Genomic DNA, 19,646 nt, shown 5'->3' on the forward strand with positions numbered 1-19,646 from the left:
CTTTTCATATTCGGGGCGGGGTGCCCCCGCCGCCGCCGCCCGGGGGCCCCGCGGAACCCTGGCCCGCCGACGACGACACGGCCTACGTGCTCTACACCTCGGGCTCCACCGGGGTGCCCAAGGGCGTGCAGGTCTCGCACGCCAACATCCGGCACTACACCGAGTCCCTGCTCCAGCGGCTCGACATCACCGAACCGCTCTCCTACGCGCACGTGACCACGCTCGCCGCGGATCTCGGCAACACCTGCCTGTTCCTCCCGCTGTGGACCGGCGGCACGCTGCACCTGGTGAACGACGCCACCCGGCGCGACCCGGCGGCGCTCCTGCGCTACCTCCAGGACCACCGGGTGGACGTCCTGAAGACCACCCCCTCGCACTGGAGCGTGGTCTTCCGGGCCTTCGGGCAGGACGGAACGACCCGGCCCGAGCTGCGCTTCCTGCTGCTCGGCGGGGAGTTGCTCGCGCTGCCGCTGGCCCGCCGGATCCTCGACTCCGGTGTCACCCGGAACCTCGTCAACCACTACGGGCCCACCGAGGCGACGGTGGGCGTCGCCGCGCACCGGCTGACCGCCGCGAGCGACCTCGACGCCCTCGACGGCGCCTCCGTACCCATCGGCACCGCGCTGGGCCGCACCCGGCTCCTCGTCCGCGCCGACGACGGGACCTTCCACGACCGGGACACGGTGGGCGAGTTGTACATCGCCGGCCCGTCGGTGGCGCTCGGCTACCGGGACGACCCGCAGGCCACCGCGGCGGCCTTCACGGACGACCTCGCGCGGCTCGACCCGGCCCTCGGACGCGCCTACCGCACCGGCGACCGGGTGCGCGCCGACTCCCGGGGCGTACTGGAGTTCCTCGGCCGGGGCGACCGGCAGGTCAAGGTCAGCGGGTACCGGATCGAACTCGGCCACGTCGAGGCGGGCCTGCGCCGGCACCCGGCGGTCGCCGACGCGGTGGCCGTCCTGCTCACCAGGGACCGGGCAATGCTGGTCGCCGCCGTGGTGCCGGCCGCCGACGACCGTCCGGCGGTCCAACCGGCCGCGCTGCGACGGGAGTTGCGGGAGCTGCTGCCCGCGCACATGGTCCCCGACCGGATCGAGGCCTTCGACGCCTTCCCGCGCAACGCCAACGGGAAGACCGACCAGGCCGCCCTCCGGGAGCTGCTCGAAGCACGGCTCGCCGAGCGCACGCCCCGCCCGTCCGACCCCGCCGCCGACGACGGCGACCCGGTGCTCGCCGACGTCCTCGCCTCCTGGCAACGGCACCTGGGCCACGGCGACTTCGCGGTCGACCAGGACTTCGACCAGGCCGGCGGCAGCTCGATCGACGCCATCCAGGTCATCGCGGACCTCCAGGCCAAGGGCTACCGGGTGTCGGCCGCGGCCTTCCTCGCCGAGCCGACGGCGGCCGCCCTGGCCACCCGGCTGCGGGAGGACCGCGGGGGCGACGACCACGGCCGCGCGTCCGCCGCCCGGGTCGTCGCGGACGACCGTGCGCTCTCCCCCGCCCAGACCTGGTTCTTCCGGCAGGAGTTCGCCCAGCCCGACCAGTGGAACCAGGCCCTGCTGCTGGAGACCGACAGCACGCCGCGGCCGGCCGAGCTGGCCGCCGCGGTCGCCGACGTGGTGGGCCTGCACCCCATGCTGCGCACCGCGTTCCGCCCGGGAGCCGACGGCCGGCGGCGCGAACTCGTCGATCCCGCCGACGCGTTCAGCTGGTCCCGGCTGCCCGAGGAGGACGGCCCGGCCGCCCGGACCGTCCGGGACGTCGCGGCCGCCCTCCAGCGGGAGATCCGCATCGCGGACGGCAACCTCTTCAAGGTGCACCTCTTCCTCGGCGACGGCCGGGCCGAACTGCTGCTGATCTGCCACCACCTGGCGATCGACGCGGTCTCCTGGCGCATCGTCGTCAGCGACCTCAGCCGCTGCTACAGCGAGCGGCTGCGCGGCGGCGAGCCCACCACCGCCCCCGGCCCGACCGGCTTCGGCCAGTGGGCCACCCACCTACGCGACCGGACCGCGCAACTGCGCGGGGACCTCGCGCACTTCGACTCCCTGGCCCGGCTGCCCGCCGTCGCGCCACGGCCCGGCGCCCCCGGCGACAACCGCGAGGGCGACGCCCAGGCCCTCTGGTTCCGGCTGTCGCGCGCGCAGAGCGCCGCCCTGACCGAGGCCGCGGCCCGCTCCGGCATCCCCGCCCACGCGGCGCTGCTGGGTGCCTTCGCCCAGGCGCTCACCGAGCAGCTCGGCACGGACGAACTCGTCGCGGACGTGGAGAGCCACGGCCGGATCTGCTTCGACGAGACGCTCGAGGTCTCCCGCGTCGTGGGCTGGTTCACCTCGACGTTCCCCGTCAGCGTGCGCACCGTCGCCGGGGACCTCGCCGCCACCGGCAAGTCCGCGGCGGCGGCCCTGGCCGAGGTGCCCGCCCTCGGGGTCGCCTACGGCCTGCACGAGCAGCCGCAGCGGGCCGACGTCTGCTTCAACTACCTCGGCCCGTTCGCCCTGCCCTTCGGCGACGACCTGCACCTGCGGCCCTCGCGCCACCCGGTAGGGCCGGTCCGCGGCCCGGAGAACGACCGCGGCTACGGCCTCAAGCTCACGGCGCGCGTCCACGACGGGCAGCTGGTGGCCGACCTGTCCTACACGCCCGCGCGCCACGACCCCGAGCGGATGCTCGACCTGGCCCGCGCCACCCGCGACCACCTGCTGCGCGGCGCGGGGCTCCCGCCCGCCGACGGCCGGTTCGTGCTGGAGTCGGGATCGAGCACCGGGCTCCTCGCCCAGGTGCCGGGCGCCCTGGAGTGCGAGCCGCCCGCCGGGTCCGTCCGCGAGTACGGCACCGTCCTGCTCACCGGCGCGACCGGTTTCATCGGCGCGCACCTGCTCGACCTCCTGCTGGCCCGCACCCGGTCGAAGGTGGTCTGCCTGGTGCGCGCGAAGGAGGGCCGGACACCCGCCGAGCGCCTGGCGGACGCCTACGCCTGGTACGTCCCGGACGGTCGCCTCGACCGGTACGCCGACCGGCTCACCGTCCTGGCCGGCGACCTCGCCGAGCCGGACTTCGGCCTCGCCGAGCCGGACTACCGACGGCTGTGCCACGAGGCGGAGGCGCTCTACCACCTGGCCGCCGACACCAGGCTGTTCGGCGACCGCGAGTCCTTCGACCGGCAGAACACCGAGCCGGTGCGGGCGATGATCCGACTGGCGACCACCGGCCGGCCCAAGGACCTGCACTACGTCTCGACGCTCGCGGTCTGCGGCGGCGGCGCGCCGGGCGAGCCGGCCGTCTTCTCGGAGGACAGCCTGGACATCGGCCAGGAGTTCCTCAACGAGTACGAGCGCAGCAAGTACGACGCCGAGCGCCTCGTGCAGGGCTTCGCCACCCAGGGCGGCAACGCGTTCGTCTACCGCTCCGGCAACGTCAGCGGCCACTCGGTGTCCGGCCGCTTCCAGCGCAACGGCGGCGACAACCGGCTGGTCCAGCTGCTGCGGGCGTCGGTGCGGATCGGCCGGGTGCCCCGGGTCGGCGCCCTGACCCTCGCGCTGAGCCCGGTGGACGTGGTGGCGCGGGGCATCCTGGAGATCTCGCGCAGCGCGCGGGTGCGGGGCGGCACCTTCCACCTCGACACCCACCACGAGGTGTCCTACGAGCGGCTCTTCACGGTCCTGCGCGACCAGGGGTACGCCCTGGCCGAGGACGGGGCGGAAGGCTTCGCGGAGCTGTTCGGCCGCTACCTCGGCGACGGCGGGGAGCAGCTCTCGCTCGCGCACTTCTGGGCCGGCCGACCGGACCGCAACGTGCGGTACGACCACACCCGCACCCGGCGGCTGCTGGCCCGGCTGGGGGTGGAGTTCCCCGAGGTGACGGGCTCCTGGCTGCACGCCTTCTTCACCGGCCTCGGGCAGCAGGGCGAACTCCCCTCCGCGGGCACCAGGTAACCGACATGGACGACAGACAGGGAACAGGCATGGACGAGAAGCGGGTCGCCGTGGTCACCGGGGCCTCCTCCGGAATCGGGCGCGCGATCGCCGCGCGCTTCGCCCGGCAGGGCGTGCGGGTGCTGGCCACCGGCCGCGACGGCAGGAGGCTCGCCGACCTGGCGGCCGAGTCGGACCAGGCCCCGGGGGCGGTCCGGCCCTTCCCGGGCGACGTGACGACGCCCGGGCACGCGCGGGAGCTGCTGGCCGCGGCCGCGGCGGAGTGGGAGGCGGCGAGCATCTTCGTCGCCTGCGCCGGGCACGGCCTGCCGGGCACCGTGCTCGGCTCGGACCCCACCCGCTGGGAGCGGCTGATCGAGGTCAACGTCCTCGCCGTCCTCCACCAGCTCCGGGACGCCGCGGCCGAGTTCGTGCGGCAGGCGGAGCTGGACGGGGGGCGGCGGGTCCGCGACATCGTGGTCATCGGCTCGACCGTCGGACGGCAGGTCTCGGCCGCGAACCCGGTGTACGGGTCGACCAAGTTCGCCGTCCACTCGCTGGTCGAGGCGCTGCGCCAGGAGGTCTGCGCCCACAACGTCCGGGTGACCCTGATCGAGCCCGGTTTCGTCCGCTCGGGCTTCCAGGACGCCGCCGGCTACGACAGCGCCTGGTTCGAGGCGGTCGCCGCCGAGAGCGGGCCGCTGCTGACCCCGGAGGACGTCGCGTCGGTCGTCGAGTTCGCGGTCGGCCGCCCGACCCACGTGCACCTCGACGACATCCGGCTCCGCCCCACCCGTCAGAAGGTCTGAGTGCCCCGCGCCACCCGGAGGAGCACGCCGCGGAGGCTTCCGCGCTGAGGCCGTCCGCCCGGCGGGCTCCGTCCGACCGACATGACGAGGAGGAACGTTGTCACAGCTCAGGCCGGTCGCCGTACTGGTCGACGCCTACACCTCCGGCGGCTACCTGCCACCGGAGTTCACCGCCCTGGGTGCGGACCTGGTGCACGTCCAGAGCACCCCCGGGCTGATGCCCTCCATGCCCGCCCCGGACCTGACCGTCTACCGGGCGAACATCGTCCACGAGGACCTCGACCGGACGGTGGCGGAGCTGGCGCGGTACGCACCGGTGTGCGTGCTCGCCGGACAGGAGCCGGGCGTGCTGCTCGCGGACCGGCTGTCGGAGCGGCTGGGCCTGGCGACCAACGGGACGGAGCTCTCCGAGGCCCGCCGGAACAAGTACCGGATGATCGAGGTGCTCCGTGCCGCCGGCCTGCACTGCGCCGACCAGTTCAAGAGCGGCGACCCGCAGGCCCTGGTGGACTGGGCGCAGCGCGCCGGGCGCTATCCGGTGGTCGTCAAGCCGCTCGACTCCGCCGCCGGCGACGGGGTCGTCGTCTGCGCCGACGCCGAGCAGGTGCGGTCCGCGGCGAAGGCCGTCCTGGACACCGAGACGATCTACGGCTCGCCCAACCGCGAGGCGCTCGTCCAGTCCTACCTGGAGGGGACGGAGTACGTCGTCGACATGGTCTCCCACGAGGGCCGGCGCTACGTGTGCGGCGTGTGGGAGTACCAGAAGCGCCTGCTGCCCTCGGGCCGCAACATCTACGACCGCGAGCGCCTGCTGTCGCCGGCCGAGCCGCCGGCGGCCGAGCTGACCGACTACGTGGACCGGGCGCTCGCCGCGCTGGGGGTCCGCCACGGGCCGAGCCACGCCGAGGTGATCGTCACCGCCGACGGGCCGGCGCTGGTGGAGGTCGGCTCGCGGATCGCCGGGAACATGCACCCCGGGTTCCACGACCGCTGCACCGGCGCCAACCAGGCGACGCTCAGCGCGCTCGCGTACCTGCGGCCCGAACGGTTCGCCGCCGAGTACGCGGGCCGCGGCTACCACAAGTTCGAGGAGGCCGTCTGCTGCACGACCTCCACCACGCTGTCGGGCGTGGTCGAGAGCGTCGACGAGCGGGCGGTGCGGCGGATCGCCGGGCTGGAGAGCGTGTTCGGCCTGAACCTGAAGCTCGGGCCCGGGGACCGGATCCGGCCGACCGTCGACCTCTACTCCAGCACGCTCAGGATCTTCCAGTGCGCCGGGACCGCGGACGCGATCCACCGCGACCACCGGCGCATCGAGGAGCTCAAGGACCAGGTCTACCGGTTGTCCGACACAGAGTCAGGTGAGAGATGAGCACCGTCGTCGTCGCTGTCGTCCCGGGCGCGGCCGTCGGCCCCGCCGCCATCGCCGCGGCGGTCCGGGCCCGCGGCCTCCGCCCGGTCTTCGTGGCCGTCGCCGGCGCCCTGGGGGCGCCGGAGCGGGCGGCGTACGAGGGGTTCGGGCCGGTCGTCGAGTGCGAGCCCGACGCGCCGGAGCCGGCGCTGGCCCTGCTGCGTCCCCACCGGCCCTGCGGCATCACCACGTTCAGCGAGCCGCTGGTCCCGCTGACCGCGCGGCTCGGCGACGGCCTGGGGCTGCTGTTCCACGAGGCCGAGACGGTCACCGTGCTCACCGACAAGCGGGCGCAGCGCGGACGGCTGGCGCGGGCCGGTGTGGACGCCGTCCGGTCGATCCCGGTGACGAGCCGGGAGGAGGCCCTGGCGGCGGTACGGGAACTGGCCGGTCCGGTGGTCGTCAAGCCGGTCCACAGCCACAGCAGCCGCGACACCCACCTGGTGGCGGACGCCGAGGGCTACCCCGCGGAGCTGACGCCCACCGCCGAGCGCCCGTTCGTGGTCGAGGAGTACCTGCGCGGCCGGGACGAGGGCGACTTCGGCGACTACGTGTCCGTGGAGTCGCTCGTCGCCGACGACGCGGTCCACACGCTCGGCGTCACCGGCAAGTTCCCGCTGCTCGACCCGTTCCGCGAGCAGGGCCAGTTCTTCCCCTCCCAGCTGTCCCCCGCCGAGAGCGGCGAGGTCGCCCGGCTGGCCACCGAGGCGGCCCGCGCCCTCGGCATCCGGCGGGGCCTGGTCCACACCGAGGTCAAGCTCACCGCGCGGGGCCCGCGGATCATCGAGGTCAACGGGCGGCTCGGCGCCTTCATCGCCGACCTGCACCGGCGGACCACCGGCCTGGACCTGCTGGAGCTGGGCATCGCGGTGGCCTGCGGACAGCCGGTCGAACCGTCGGCACCCGCCCCCGGGGACGTCGCCTTCCAGTACTGGAACCTGCCGCCGCTGGCCGGCGGCGCGCTCCGCCGGGTGGACGGGGTGCGGGAGGCCGAGCGGGAGCCGGGCCTCGTCGACTACGTCACCCGGGTGCCGGTGGGCAGCGAACTCGAACCGAGCGTGATGACGATGCGGCTGGACTTCCTGCGCGGCGGCGCGGCGGACCACGCGGCGATGCTCCGGGCCCTGGACCGCTGCCTGGCCCCGCTGCGGTTCACCTTCGGGCAGCCGGACGGCACGGCCCGTACCTGGCAGGCCTCCCGGGGCGGGCTGTGCTCGCCCGCGTAGCGGCGGCGGCCCGGGTCAGGCCGCCCGAGCGGACCGGTGCGCTGCTCTCGGCCACCCTCGTGCTGTCCGTCGGCAAGGGGGCCTTCCTCGCCACCGTGATGGTCTACCTGCTGCAGATCGTCGGGCTGACGCCGCTGCTCGCGACGGCCGGCCTGACGCTCTGGGGGGCGGCCTCGGCGGCGGTGGCGGTCCCGACCGGCCTGCTCGTCGACCGGGGCCGGGGCCGCGCCGTCGGCAGCGTCGCCGCCGTCTGCGCGGCGCTGCTGGTCCCGCTCTCGGCCCGGGTCCACACGCCGTGGGCCCTGCTGCTCGTGCTCTGCGTGGCCGGGGGCTTCGACAGCGCGGGCAACGTGGTCCGCCGCGCGATGCTGGCCGGCGCCGGAGGCGACAGCGTCAAGGCGCTCGCCTGGGCGCGCACCGTCACCAACATCGGGTTCGCCCTCGGCGCGCTGTGCTCCGTACGGCTGCTGGCCTCCCGTTCGCCGTCCGCCTACGAGACCGCCTACCTGCTGATCGGCGGCGGCTACCTCGTCATGGCGGCGTGCTTCGCCACCACCTCGCTCGGCGCCGGCCGGCGCGGCTCCCCCTCTGTCCGCGCACCGGGGGTGGTCGGCGCGCGGAGTCTGCGCACCGGCGGCGCACTGGCCGCGGCGACGGGGATCCTGACGGTCCACACGACGCTGCTCAGCACCGTGCTGCCGCTCTGGGTCACCCGGCACGCCTCGGTGCCGGTGTCCGTGCTGGGCTGGCTGGTGATGCTCAACTCGCTGATCGCCGTGGGCGGTCAGCTGGCCGTGAGCAGGCGCGCGGCGACGCGCGAGGGAGCGCTGCGCTGCTTCCGGAACTCCGCGGTGTGGACCGCGGGCTGCTGCCTGCTGCTCGGCCTGGTCCGGTTCGCGCCGACCGGCTGGCAGGTGGTCCTGCTCGTCGCGGCCACGATCGCGCTGACCGGCGGCGAACTGCTGGAGGCCGCGGGCGAGTGGGGCCTGTCCGCCGTGCTCGCGGCGGCCGACGAGCACGGCTTCTACCAGAGCGCCTGCGTCCTCGGCGAGACCACCCAGGGCGCGGCCGGCCCGCTGCTCGTCGCCGGCCTGGTCACCGCCGCGCCGGTCGCGGGCTGGATCGTCCTGGTGGCGGTACTCGGAGCCGGCCGGTACATCGCCGGGTTCACCACGCCGCCACCCCACCAAGCCATCGCCATCGACTCATGACACGTCTCAGGACACACGGAATCGGGAGCGGACGATGAAAGGCTCACCCAGCGTCAACCACCCGCGTTTTCGGGCCGTCACCAACTGGATCTTCCTGCGCGGTGCGGGCGGCGAGGGCCGCCCGCGGATCATCCCCCCGCGCACGGTCTTTCCCGAGGTACGCGCCCTGGAGGCCGTCTACCCCGCCGTCCGGGCGGAGGTGGACGCGCTCCTGAGCCGCACGAGCATCCCGACCTACGGGACCTTCGACCCCGTGCGCGCGGCCCAGGTCTCGGAGGACTGGCGCCTCTACTACGCCTACATGTACGGCCAGCCCAACGAGCTGGCCAGGAAGGACTGCCCGGCGCTGCTCGACTTCGCGATGTCCACGCCCAACGTGGTCAACGCGTTCATCTCGATCCTGGACCCGGGCGTCGGCCTGCCGGCCCACCGGGACCCGTACGCCGGTGTGCTGCGCTACCACCTCGGCCTGCGGATCCCGAAGGACAACCCGCCGCGGATCAGGCTCGACCGCGACTACTACACCTGGCGGGAGGGCGAGGGAACGGTCCTGGACGTCTCGTTCGAGCACGAGGTGGAGAACCACAGCGACGAGCCCAGGGTCATCGTGATCGTCGACTTCCGCCGCCCGATGGGGCCGTTCGCCGATCTGCTCAACCGGTACTGCCTGCGCCTGAAGCAGAAGTGGGCCCCGCAGTTCGTCGAGGCCTCGAAGTACGACGTGATGCACAGCTGAGCGGCCGCGGTGCCGCGTGGGTGCGGGGCGTCGGCCTGGCCGGCGCCCCGCACCCGTGTGCCCCGGCGGGCGGGGTGCTCAGCCCGACGGGCGGTGCGGGGCCGCGAGGAAGGCCGCACCCGAGGGGAGCAGCGGGGGCAGTGGGGCGGCGGCCGGGTGCCAGGGCGCCTCGTACTCCCAGCAGACCCAGGTGTCGGGCGGCAGCAGGCGCAGGCAGTCGGCGATCGGCAGGACGCCGGCGCCCAGCGGGAGCGGGGTGCGGTCGTGCGGGCCGGCGATGTCCTTGACCTGGACGTGGCCGAGGTACGGGGCGAGCGCCGCGTGGGTCCCGGCCGGGGTCTCGCCGGCCAGGTGGGTGTGCATCAGGTCCCACAGGGCGCCGACGGCCGGGTGGGCGACCCGGGCCAGCAGCCCGGCCACCGCCCGGCCGCCCCGGTGGGAGTCGTGGGTCTCGACGAGCGCCCGCACGCCCAGCCGCCGGGCCTCCTCCGCGACCTCCGCGAGCCGCCGGACGGCCCGGTCGTCGGCCTCGGCGCGCGGGCCGTCGCCGCCGCGCGGGAAGACCCGCAGGCCGGCCGCGCCCAGGTCGGCGGCGAGCCGCAGGTGGGCGCGGAGCGCGTCGGTCACCGGGCGGTCCGGCCCGGGGGCGGCGACGCCGACGTAGGAGGCGAGCGCGAGCGGGGTGAGGCCGTGGGCGCGCAGGACGCGTGCCGCGCTGCGGCGCTCCCCCGGGGTCATCGCCGGGTGGACGGACTCGCCCTCGGCGCAGCGCAGTTCGAGCCCGTCCCAGCCGTGCTCGGCGGCGAGCCGGGCGGCCCCGGCCAGCGGGAGCCCGGGGAGGCCGAGCGTGGAGAGGGCGAGCGGCACGGCGGCTCCGTCGTTCGTCGGGCGCCCCGGGCAGGGCAGGGCGGGCAGGGCGACCCGCGCGGGCACGGAGGGCAGGGCGGGCCGGGCCAAGGATATATTCAAGCTGAGACAAAGTCCTGACCGTCCGGGCCCGGCCCGGTCCGAGGAGCGCGCGATGCCCCCGAGCCGTACCCCCGCCACCGCCACGACGCAGACCGTCGCCCAGGTGAACCAGACCGTCCTGCTGGAGGTGCTGCGCCGGCACGGCACGCTCTCCCGGCAGCGGCTGGCCGCCGAGAGCGGGCTGAGCACCGCGACCGTGCACCGGCTGGTGGAGGTGCTGCGGGCCGAGGGGCTGGTGGAGGTGGAGACGGAGCGGGCGCCGTCCAGCGGCGGCCGGCCGCCGCAGCTGATCCGGTACAACGCCCGCGCGCAGACCGTGCTGGCGATCGCGGTGCGCCCGCGCCGGATCGTCGGCGTGGTGGCCGCGCTGGACGGCACGGTGCTGCACGAGGCCGAGCACCACTGGGCGTTCCCCGGCCCGGACCGGCCGCGGGAGATCGCCGCCGACGAGCTGACCGGCCCGCTGCTCGCGCTGGTGGACGGCCTGCGGGACTGGGCCGGGCGGCACGCGGGCGCCCCCCGCGCGCTCGTCGTGGGCGTGCCCGGGGTGGTCCGGGACCGCACCGGGCTGGTCGAGTTCGCGCCCGCGCTGGACTGGCCCGGGCTGCGGCTGGGGGTGCTGCTCCAGGAGCGCTACGGCGTCCCGGTGGCGGTCGAGAGCAACGTCAACCTGGTCGCGCTGGCCGTGCGGGAGTCGCCCGCCGCGGCCGGGGTGGGCGACCTGGCGGCCGTCGTGGTGGGCATCGAGGTCGGCGCCGGGATCGTGCTGGACGGCCGGCTGGGCGCGGCCGGGGCGCTGGGCCACCTGATGGCCGGGCACGCGGCGCTGGACCGGCCGCTCGGGCGGACCGGCGACACCCAGGCGAGGATCGGCGACCACGCGGTGGACCGGCGGATCACCGAGGCCGGTCTGACGGTGTCCGGCACCCCGGCCGAGCGGGTGGCGGGGCTGTTCCGGCTGGGGCGCGAGGGCGACCCGGCTGCGGTGCGGCTGATCGGCGAGCTCACCGACGACCTGGCGCTGCTGGTGGCCAACCTGAGCACGGTGCTGGCGCCGGAGCTGATCGCCCTCGGCGGGCGGCTGTTCTGGGAGAGCGGGGGCGAGCTGCCGGCCGCGATCGAGAGCCGGCTGCAGGGGCGGGTGCCGGTCCTGCCGCGCCTGGTGGTCGTGCACAGCACCACCACCGAGCTGGTCGGCGCGGCCGCGGCGGCGGTCCGACTCGCGGACGGGGCGACGTTCATCACCCGCTGAGGTCCGGGGCCCGACCAGCCCTACCGCCCCCTCCCACTATTTCTCACTGTGATAGAAACTCCTTGTGCGTCAGCGACCCGAGGAGAACCGGATGCCCACCGCCGCCTTCGCGATGGACCCGGAGCGCTTCCCCGACGTCTACGGCCCGCGGGCCCGCGCCCGGGTCGCCGCCCGGGCCGAGGTGCTGGCCGACCCGGCCTCGCCCGACGGGGTGTGGAGTGCCGAGCGGCTGGCCGCCGCCGCACCGGAGGCGCTGCGGGCCGTCGAGGTGCTGTTCACCGGCTGGGACGGGCCCGTCCTGGACGCCGCCACCCTGGCCCGGCTCCCCCGCCTGCGGCTGGTGCTCTACGCCGCCGGCTCGGTGCGCCGGATCGCCGGCGAGGCGTTCTGGGCGGCGGGTGTCCCGATCGTCACCGCCGCCCACGCCAACGCCGTCCCGGTCGCGGAGTTCGCCGTGGCGCAGATCGTCTACGCCCTCAAGGGCGGCTGGCGCCACGTCCTCGACGCCCGGGCCGCCCGCGCCGCCGTCCCGGCCGCCCGCACCCCGGGCGGGTACGGCTCCACGGTCGGTGTCCTGTCGCTCGGCGCGGCCGGGCGCCTGGTCTGCGAGATGCTGCGCGGCTACGACGTCGAGGTCCTCGCGCACGACCCGTACGCCCCGGTGCCGCCCGGGGTGCGCGCCGTCGGCCTGGACGAACTCTTCGCCGCCGCCGACGTGGTGAGCGTGCACACCCCGCTGCTCCCGGCGACCCGCGGCCTCGTCGACCGGCGGCTGCTGACCTCGATGAAGCCCGGCGCCACCCTGGTCAACACCGCGCGCGGAGCCGTCCTGGACGAGCCCGCGCTGTTGGCCGTCCTCGCCGAACGCCCGGACCTCTTCGCCGTGCTGGACGTCACCGACCCCGAGCCGCCGCTGCCCGGCTCACCGCTGTTCACCCTGCCCAACGTGGTCGTCACCCCGCACCTGGCGGGCAGCCGGGGGCTGGAGCGCCGCCGCCTCGGCGACCTGGTCGTCGGCGAGTTCGAGCGCTGGCTGGACGGGGCCCCGCTGCGCCGGGCGCTCGACCCGCACACCTACGAACGGATGGCCTGACCCGTGCCGGATCCACAGAGCCCCGACGTCGTCCTGATCCTGACGGACCAGCAGACCGCCGACGCGATGGGCGCCGCCGGGAACCCGTACCTGCGCACCCCCGCGATGGACGCGCTGGCCGCCGCCGGCACCCGCTACCCCAACGCCTACTGCGCCCAGCCGCTCTGCACCCCCTCCCGGGCCAGCCTGATGACCGGCCGCCTGCCCAGCACCGTCGGCGTCACCGGCAACACCGGCGGCCCCGAGGACCCGCTGCTCGGGCGCCTGTTCACCGAGGCCGGATACGACTGCGGCTACGGCGGCAAGTGGCACCTGCCGGAGCTCGACCTGCCCGCCGACCGGGGCTTCCGCCGGATCCACCCGGCGGGCGGGGACGACGCCGGACTCGCCCGCGCCGCCGCCGGGTTCGTCCGCGCGCCGCGCGAGCGGCCGTTCCTGCTGGTCGCCTCCTTCCTGGAGCCGCACGGCATCTGCGAGTGGGCCCGCGGCCAGGACCCGCGCACCGGCCCGCTCCCGCCCGCACCGCCCGTCCCCGAACTCCCGCCGCTGCCCGCCAACTTCCCGGTCGGGCCGTACGATCCGGCGCTGCCCCGGCTGGCCCGGCTGGCCCAGCCGCACACCCACCCGACGGAGCACTGGCGGGAGGACGACTGGCGCCGCTACCGGCACGCCTACTACGCCCTGGTGGAGCGGGTGGACCGGCACATCGGCCTGCTGCTGGCCGCACTGGCGGAGCGCGGCGGCGACCGGGAGACCGTGGTGGTGTTCAGCTCCGACCACGGCGACGGCGCGGGCGCCCACCGCTGGAACCAGAAGTGGGCCCTGTACGAGGAGTGCGTGCGGGTGCCCCTGGTGGTCACCGGCCCCGGGGTGGCCGCCGGCGCGGTCGACGAGCGGCTGGTCGCGGCCGGGCTGGACCTCATCCCGACGCTCTGCGACCTGGCCGGGATCGAGGGGCCGGACGGGCTGCCCGGCCGCAGCGTCCGCGCGCCGCGGCCGCACGACAGCGTGGTGGTCGAGACCCGCTGGGAGATCCCCGGTTTCAACAACGCCCTGGGCCGGATGGTCCGCGCCGGCCACCACAAGTACGTCTGCTACGCCTGGGGCGACCACCGCGAGCAGCTCTTCGACCTCGCCGCCGACCCCGGCGAGCTGGTCAACCTCGCGGTCGACGCCCGGCACGCGGCGCTGCTCGACCGCTTCCGGGGCCTGCTGGCCGGGCACTGCGCCGAGGTCGCCGACCCGTTCGCGCGCTTCGTGCCGCACGCCGCGCGCTGACGCGAAAGGGCCGGCCCGCCTGGGCCGGCCCCTCCCCTCGCGGTCGTTACGGCCGGACGGCGATCAGCTCGCGCCCGCGCAGCGTGTAGAGCACGCCGTGCTCGTCCGCGGCCAGCCGGGCGCCGCTGTACCACTCGGCGTCCAGCCCGACCAGCACGGTGGCGGCCAGGGTGTCGCGGTCCAGCCGGAACAGGCTGCGCTCGCTGACCCCGTACAGGGCCCCGCCGAGCGCCAGCAGCCGCGGGTTGGCGCCGGACACCGCCCCCAGGTCGGCCCGCCGCCCGATCACCGGCACGAACCCGGGCCGCCGCGAGCCGCACAGGTCGACGGTGAACGCCCGGCCGTTCACGGTCAGGCCGTACAGGGTGTTCCCGAGCACGGCGAGGCTGCTGACGCCCGCGCCGAGGTCGGTCGCGGTGCGCCACAGCTCGCGGCCGGCCACCGGGTCCCAGGCGGCCAGGTCGCCGCGCGGGCCGGTGGGCCGGGCGTTGTCGCCGCCGAGGAAGGCCTGGCCGTGCCCGGCGGCGACGGCGCGCACCAGCTGCTCGGGGCCGAGCGGGTCGGTGTGCACGGTGGGCCGGCCGCTGCCCGGGCGGTAGGTGACGAAGGAGCCGCCGCCGGTGGTGTCGGCCTGGACGCCGAGCAGCAGCAGGCCGCTGCCCGGGTCGCGGCGGATCACCTGCGGCCGGTTCTGCTCCTGCGGCAGCGCGGCCTCCTTGACGGGTGCCGGGTCGGTTCCCGGCCGGTAGCGCCAGATGCCCTGCGAGGAGTAGACGCCCAGGTAGAGGGTGCCGTCGTCGAGGACCACGGTGTCCTTGGCCTCGCCCGGCACCGGGAGCTTGCGGACGGTCCCGGCGGCCAGGTCGTGCAGGGCGAGCGAGCCGTTGCCGCCGACGTAGACCCGCCCGGCGCGGGCCGCGACCGACATGCCGAGCTGGGCGGCGGCGGGGGCGCCCGCCTCGACCAGGTCCCGGGTGGCGACGGCCCCGGTGCCGAGGTCGAGGGTCCAGACGGTGCCGCCCTCGGTGACGCCCGCGAGGGTGTCGCCGAGCCGGCCGAGGCCCCAGGAGTTGCCGTCCGGCACCGGCACCGCGAGCTGGTCGAGCACACCGGTGGCGAGGTCGTGGCGCCACAGCACGCCGTGCTCGGTGGAGGTGAACCAGAGGGTGTCCCCCCGGCGCTGGAAGTTGGTGACGCTCTTGGTGCCGGGGACGGCGAAGGAGCGCAGCACCCGGTGGTCGGCCGGGTCGAGCAGCGCCACGTGGGCGGGCGCGCCCTCGGTGGACACCGCCAGCAGGTCGTCGCCGAGGACGGTGATCCGGCGGACGATCGTGTCGCCGCGCAGGTCGGGCGGGGTGATGTCGCTGACGGCGCCGGTGGCCCGATCGACGGCGTACAGGCTCGCCCTGGTCGCAACGCCGCCGCCCGCGAGGTTGCTGCCGACGCCGAGGTAGGCGTGGGTCGCGGTGGCCGCGACGGCCCGGCCCTGGGTGGCGTTCGGCGCCGGGGAGGCGACCTCGGTGACGGCGCCGGTGGCCGGGCTCCAGGCGTACAGGCCGGGGCCGGCGGCCCGGCCCTTCTGCCGTCCGGTCGCGTAGACCGTCCCGTCGGGCGCGACGGCCACGTCCCGCACGTCGGCGCCGGGGACGCTGCCGAGCGCGGTGAGGGTGCCGTCGTAGCGGTAGAGGTTGGCCGCGCCCGGGGCGTCGGTGACGCCGAGGTGGAGCACGCCGCCGTGGGCGGCCGAGCCCTGGACGAAGTTGCCGGTGGGCAGGTCGACGGTGGCGGTGACCCGGCCGGTCGGCAGGTGGTAGCCGATCACCCGGGCGGGGGCGAGGTTGCGCGAGCCGATCCACAGGGTGTCGTCGACCAGTGTGGCGCTCATCAGGGGGAAGTCGCTGTTCCCGGGGCCGAGTCCGGTCACCTCGGGCTCGCGGGCCGCGGACGCGGCGGGGGCCGCCGCGGCGGCGGGCGGGCCGAGCACCGAGAGCGCGGCCACCGCGCCGGTGCCGAGCAGGAGTTGGCGGCGGGAGGGGTTCACGGCAGGCATGGGGCTCCAGGGTCCGGTCATGGGCGGGGCGGTTCGGGAGCGCCGGCGGCCGCCAGCAGCTCCCGGGTGTACGGGTGCGCGGGGGCGGCGAACAGCTCAACGGCGGGCGCCCGTTCGACCACCCGGCCGTGCCGCAGCACCAGCACCTCGTCGCAGAGGTGCCGGACCAGCGCGAGGTCGTGCGAGATGAACACCAGCCCCACGCCGTGCTGTTCGCGCAGGTCGGCGAAGAGGTTGAGGATCTGCGCCTGGACCGAGACGTCCAGCGCGGAGGTCGGCTCGTCGGCGACCAGCACCTGCGGGCCGACGGCCAGCGCCCGCGCGATCGCGACCCGCTGGCGCTGGCCGCCGGAGAGCCGGTGCGGCCGGGCGTCGAGCACCGCCTCCGGCAGGCCGACCAGCTCGCACAGCCCGCGCGGGTCGCGGTCGCGCAGCCCGTGGGTCGTCAGCGGCTCGGCCAGCGCCTCGCGCACCGTCATCCGGGGGCTGAGCGAGGCGTACGGGTCCTGGAAGACCAGCTGTACCCGGCGCCGCAGTTCGCGTTCCTCGGCGCGGTCGGCCCCGGCCCAGGAGCGGCCATCCACCCGGACCGTCCCGGCCTGCGGGCGGACCAGCCCGAGCAGCGCGCGGGCCAGGGTGGACTTCCCGGAGCCGGACTCGCCGATCACCCCGACCGCCCGGCCGGGCGCGGCGCCCAGGCTGACGCCGTCCAGCGCCGGGGGCCGGCGGCGGCCGTAGCGGACCGTGAGGCCCTCGGCGACCAGGACGGGCCCGGCGGCCCGCTCCGCCCGTCGCGCCTCGACGATCTGACGTTCCGTCACCACTGCTTGTGCTACCGGGAGATGGCAGGAAAAGCCGGAGTCGCCGGTGTCGGTCCAACCCGGCGCCGAGGTCGTGCAGCGGTCGGCGGCGGCCGCGCAGCGCGGTGCGAAGGCGCAGCCGGTCAGCACCTCCCCCGCTGCCGGCGGGCGTCCGCCGATGACGGTGAGCGGCGCGCCGGGCGGGCCGTCCAGCCGGGGCACGCCGGCCAGCAGCCCGGCGGTGTACCGGTGCCGGGGCGCGGCCAACAGGCCTGCGGTGGGCGCCCGTTCGACGATCCGTCCGGCGTACATCACCTGGACGGTGTCGCAGCTGCGGGCCACCACGCCGAGGTCGTGGGTGATCAGCAGGACGGCCGTGCCGGTCTCGTCGCGCAGCCGGACCAGCAGGTCCAGGATCTCCACCCGGGTGCTCGGGTCGAGCGCGGTGGTCGGCTCGTCGGCGATCAGCAGCTCGGGCCGGTTGGCCATCGCCATGGCGATCAGCACGCGCTGGCGCATGCCGCCGGAGAACTCGTGCGGCCGGTCGCGGTAGCGGCGCGCGGGCTCGGCGATGCCGACCAGGTCGAGGAGTTCGAGCGCCCGGGCCCGGGCTTCGCGGCGGCTCGCGCCGTGCACCAGGGCGGCCTCGGCGAGCTGGCGGCCGACCGGCATCCGGGGGTTGAGGTGGGCCAGCGGGTCCTGGAAGACCATGCCGATCCGCCGGCCGCGCACCGCGCGCACGGCGGGCTCGGGCAGGGCGAGCAGGTCGGCGCCGTCGAAGCGGACGGCGCCGCCGGTGGTGCGGCAGCCCGGCGGCAGCATCCGGTTGACGGCCAGCGCGGTGAGCGTCTTGCCGGAGCCGGACTCGCCGACCAGGCCGAGGATCTCGCCCGGCCGCACGGTGAGGTCCACCCCGCGCACCGCCTCGCCGCCGCCCGCCGTGACGCGCAGGCCGCGCACCTCCAGCAGCGGCGGGCCCGGCACCGGTGCGGCGGTCGGGGCCTCGACGGTGGTGATGGCATCGGTCGTGGTCACCGCAGTCTCTCCCGGTTGAACGAGTCGGCGAGCAGGGTCAGGCCGAACACCAGCAGGCCGAGCAGGACGACCGGCGCCAGGGCGTAACCCGGGTGGAGGAAGAGGTACTTGGAGCCAGTGTTGATCATCGTGCCGAGCGAGGGGGCGGGCGGCTGGATGCCGAGGCCCAGCACACTCAGGCCGCCCTCGGTCTTGACGGCGTGCGCCATCGCGACGGCCAGCAGCGCGGTGGTGGCGTCGACGACGTTCGGCAGCACGTGGCGGCGCAGGATCCGGCCGCGCGGCACGCCGAGCACCCGGGCCGCCACCACGTGGTCGCGGGCCAGCTGGGCGAGCAGGGCCGCCCGCGCCTGGCGTCCGAAGGAGGGCAGCGCGCTGAGCACGATGGTGGCCACCACGGTGCCCAGCCCCGGACGCACCAGCAGGGCGAGCGCGAGGCCGAGCAGGACGCCGTGCAGGCCGAGCAGCAGGTCGAACAGCCGTTGGACGGCCTCGCCCAGCAGCCGGTTCAGCCCGCCGAGCAGGCCCAGCGCGGTGCCGAGCACGGCGGCCGCGGGGACGGCCAGCAGGCAGACCAGCAGTTCGGTGCGGATCCCGGCCAGCGCCCGGGCGAGCAGGTCGCGGCCGACCTCGTCGGTGCCCAGCAGGTGGGCCGCCGACGGCCCGGCCAGGGCGTCCGGGCCCTGCCGGTAGGGGTCGGCGGCGAACAGCGGGCCGAGCAGCCCCAGCAGCACCACCAGGAGGACGAGGAGCGCGCCGGTGCGCCCGCGCCGGGTGCGCAGCGCGGCCGGGAGCGCGGGCAGGGCGAGCCGGCGGCGGCGTACGGCAAGGGTGCTGGTCACCGGTCCTCCCCGGTGCCGGCGCGGGCGATCCGCGGGTCGAGCCGGCCGACCAGCAGCTCCGAGCCGAGCTGGACGAGTACGGCGACGGCGACGGCGAGCATGATCAGGGTCTGGGCGACCGGGTAGTCCCGCTGGTTGATGGCGTCCAGCAGCAGCTGGCCGAGGCCGTGCCGGGCGAAGAGCTGTTCGGCGACCACCGCGCCGCCGAGCAACTCGCCCAGGTGCAGGCCGAATTCGACGCAGAAAGGGGCCAGGCTGTTGGGCAGCACGTGGCGCGCCAGGACCCGCCGGGGCGAGGCCCCCTTGGCGACGGCCGTCAGCACGAACTCCTCCTGGCGGGTGCGGCGCAGCTCGGTGGCGAGCAGCCGGGCCAGCACCGCCGCCCCCGGCAGCGCGAGCGCGACGGCGGGCAGGGCGAGGTACTGGACGGCGAGGTCCGGCGCGGTGAACAGGTCCCGCTCGCCGCCGGCGGGCAGCAGGCGCAGCAGGACGGCGAAGACGAAGACGAAGAGCACGGCGGTGACGTACACCGGCAGCGCCAGCAGGGCGGTGGCCAGCGGGTCGAGCACCCGGGCGAGCCGGCCGCGGCGCTCGGCGGCCAGCGCGACGCCCAGCAGCAGGCCGAGGACCAGCATCAGCAGCCCGGCGACGAGGGCGAGTTGGACGGTGCTGCCGACGCTCTGGCCGATCAGCCGGGTGACCGGCTCCCGGTAGTGGAAGGAGCTGCCCGGGTCCCCGGTGAGCAGTCCGTGCAGCCAGCCCAGGTACTGGACGGGCATCGGCCGGTCCACGCCGAGGCTGCCGGCGAGCCGGTCGCGCTGCTCCTGGTCGGCCTCGGCGCCGAGCGCGGCGGAGACCGGGTCGCCGGGGGCGAGGCGGAGCAGCAGGAAGACGGCGACGGAGGCGAGCCAGAGCGTGGCCAGCGCGCCGGCCGCCTTTCTGGTCCAGTAGGGCACGGGGGTACTCCAAGGGGGTCGGAGGAGCCGCCCCAGGGCGGTGGGGGTCGCCCTGGGA

The 19,646-nt window shown here is 76.0% G+C and carries 14 protein-coding genes; 9 read left to right on the forward strand and 5 right to left on the reverse strand.

The window, feature by feature from the left end:
- The first annotated feature begins 20 nt into the window (after nt 1-20).
- The 6 genes from ACWDCZ_RS00795 (at nt 21) to ACWDCZ_RS00820 (ending at nt 9,313) form a co-directional block, all read left to right on the forward strand.
- Nucleotides 21-3,941, forward strand: a complete 3,921-nt coding sequence (locus ACWDCZ_RS00795) for an SDR family oxidoreductase (protein ID WP_449814844.1) — start codon at nt 21-23, stop codon at nt 3,939-3,941.
- Between the two features lie 5 nt (nt 3,942-3,946).
- Complete coding sequence (locus tag ACWDCZ_RS00800) at nt 3,947-4,729, forward strand: SDR family oxidoreductase (protein ID WP_234348280.1); 783 nt, start codon at nt 3,947-3,949, stop codon at nt 4,727-4,729.
- A 97-nt stretch (nt 4,730-4,826) separates the two neighbouring features.
- A complete protein-coding gene (locus ACWDCZ_RS00805; protein WP_049650440.1) occupies nt 4,827-6,101 on the forward strand; it encodes an ATP-grasp domain-containing protein in 1,275 nt (424 codons plus the stop codon).
- The gene (locus ACWDCZ_RS00810; RefSeq protein WP_449814845.1) at nt 6,098-7,366 is read left to right on the forward strand and encodes an ATP-grasp domain-containing protein; all 1,269 of its coding nucleotides are present in this window, start codon (nt 6,098-6,100) and stop codon (nt 7,364-7,366) included. Before ACWDCZ_RS00805 ends, ACWDCZ_RS00810 begins: the two co-directional genes overlap by 4 nt.
- Nucleotides 7,351-8,577 carry an MFS transporter gene (locus ACWDCZ_RS00815; protein WP_117486674.1) on the forward strand — a complete coding sequence of 409 codons (1,227 nt, stop codon included), beginning with the start codon at nt 7,351-7,353 and terminating at the stop codon, nt 8,575-8,577. Before ACWDCZ_RS00810 ends, ACWDCZ_RS00815 begins: the two co-directional genes overlap by 16 nt.
- A 34-nt stretch (nt 8,578-8,611) precedes the next feature.
- The gene (locus ACWDCZ_RS00820) at nt 8,612-9,313 is read left to right on the forward strand and encodes an aspartyl/asparaginyl beta-hydroxylase domain-containing protein (protein WP_449814846.1); all 702 of its coding nucleotides are present in this window, start codon (nt 8,612-8,614) and stop codon (nt 9,311-9,313) included.
- 78 nt (nt 9,314-9,391) lie between these two features.
- On the opposite strand, the gene ACWDCZ_RS00825 is transcribed toward ACWDCZ_RS00820, so the two are convergent.
- Nucleotides 9,392-10,180 carry a sugar phosphate isomerase/epimerase family protein gene (locus tag ACWDCZ_RS00825; RefSeq protein ID WP_449814910.1) on the reverse strand — a complete coding sequence of 263 codons (789 nt, stop codon included), beginning with the start codon at nt 10,178-10,180 and terminating at the stop codon, nt 9,392-9,394.
- 154 nt (nt 10,181-10,334) lie between these two features.
- Between ACWDCZ_RS00825 and ACWDCZ_RS00830 the strand changes: the two genes are divergently transcribed.
- From ACWDCZ_RS00830 to ACWDCZ_RS00840, 3 genes are all read left to right on the forward strand, one after another.
- A complete protein-coding gene (locus tag ACWDCZ_RS00830; RefSeq protein WP_449814847.1) occupies nt 10,335-11,534 on the forward strand; it encodes an ROK family protein in 1,200 nt (399 codons plus the stop codon).
- Between the two features lie 91 nt (nt 11,535-11,625).
- Nucleotides 11,626-12,627 (forward strand): hydroxyacid dehydrogenase, encoded by a 1,002-nt coding sequence (locus ACWDCZ_RS00835; protein WP_449814848.1) that lies wholly within the window; start codon nt 11,626-11,628, stop codon nt 12,625-12,627.
- A gap of 3 nt (nt 12,628-12,630) precedes the next feature.
- On the forward strand, nt 12,631-13,905 hold the full coding sequence (locus tag ACWDCZ_RS00840) for a sulfatase family protein (protein ID WP_449814849.1): 1,275 nt from the start codon (nt 12,631-12,633) through the stop codon (nt 13,903-13,905).
- Between the two features lie 46 nt (nt 13,906-13,951).
- Here ACWDCZ_RS00840 and ACWDCZ_RS00845 read toward each other — a convergent pair whose 3' ends face one another.
- From ACWDCZ_RS00845 to ACWDCZ_RS00860, 4 genes are read right to left on the reverse strand one after another with little or no spacing between them, the layout of a single operon-like run.
- Nucleotides 13,952-15,955 (reverse strand): hypothetical protein, encoded by a 2,004-nt coding sequence (locus ACWDCZ_RS00845; RefSeq protein ID WP_449814850.1) that lies wholly within the window; start codon nt 15,953-15,955, stop codon nt 13,952-13,954.
- Nucleotides 15,956-15,972: 17 nt separating this feature from the next.
- On the reverse strand, nt 15,973-17,790 hold the full coding sequence (locus ACWDCZ_RS00850; protein WP_449814851.1) for a dipeptide ABC transporter ATP-binding protein: 1,818 nt from the start codon (nt 17,788-17,790) through the stop codon (nt 15,973-15,975).
- On the reverse strand, nt 17,787-18,632 hold the full coding sequence (locus tag ACWDCZ_RS00855) for an ABC transporter permease (RefSeq protein WP_387823932.1): 846 nt from the start codon (nt 18,630-18,632) through the stop codon (nt 17,787-17,789). The genes ACWDCZ_RS00850 and ACWDCZ_RS00855 overlap by 4 nt, the downstream gene beginning before the upstream one ends.
- The gene (locus tag ACWDCZ_RS00860) at nt 18,629-19,588 is read right to left on the reverse strand and encodes an ABC transporter permease (protein WP_074003745.1); all 960 of its coding nucleotides are present in this window, start codon (nt 19,586-19,588) and stop codon (nt 18,629-18,631) included. The genes ACWDCZ_RS00855 and ACWDCZ_RS00860 overlap by 4 nt, the downstream gene beginning before the upstream one ends.
- Nucleotides 19,589-19,646 lie beyond the last annotated feature (58 nt).

It is taken from the genome of Kitasatospora sp. NPDC001225 (assembly GCF_053597855.1).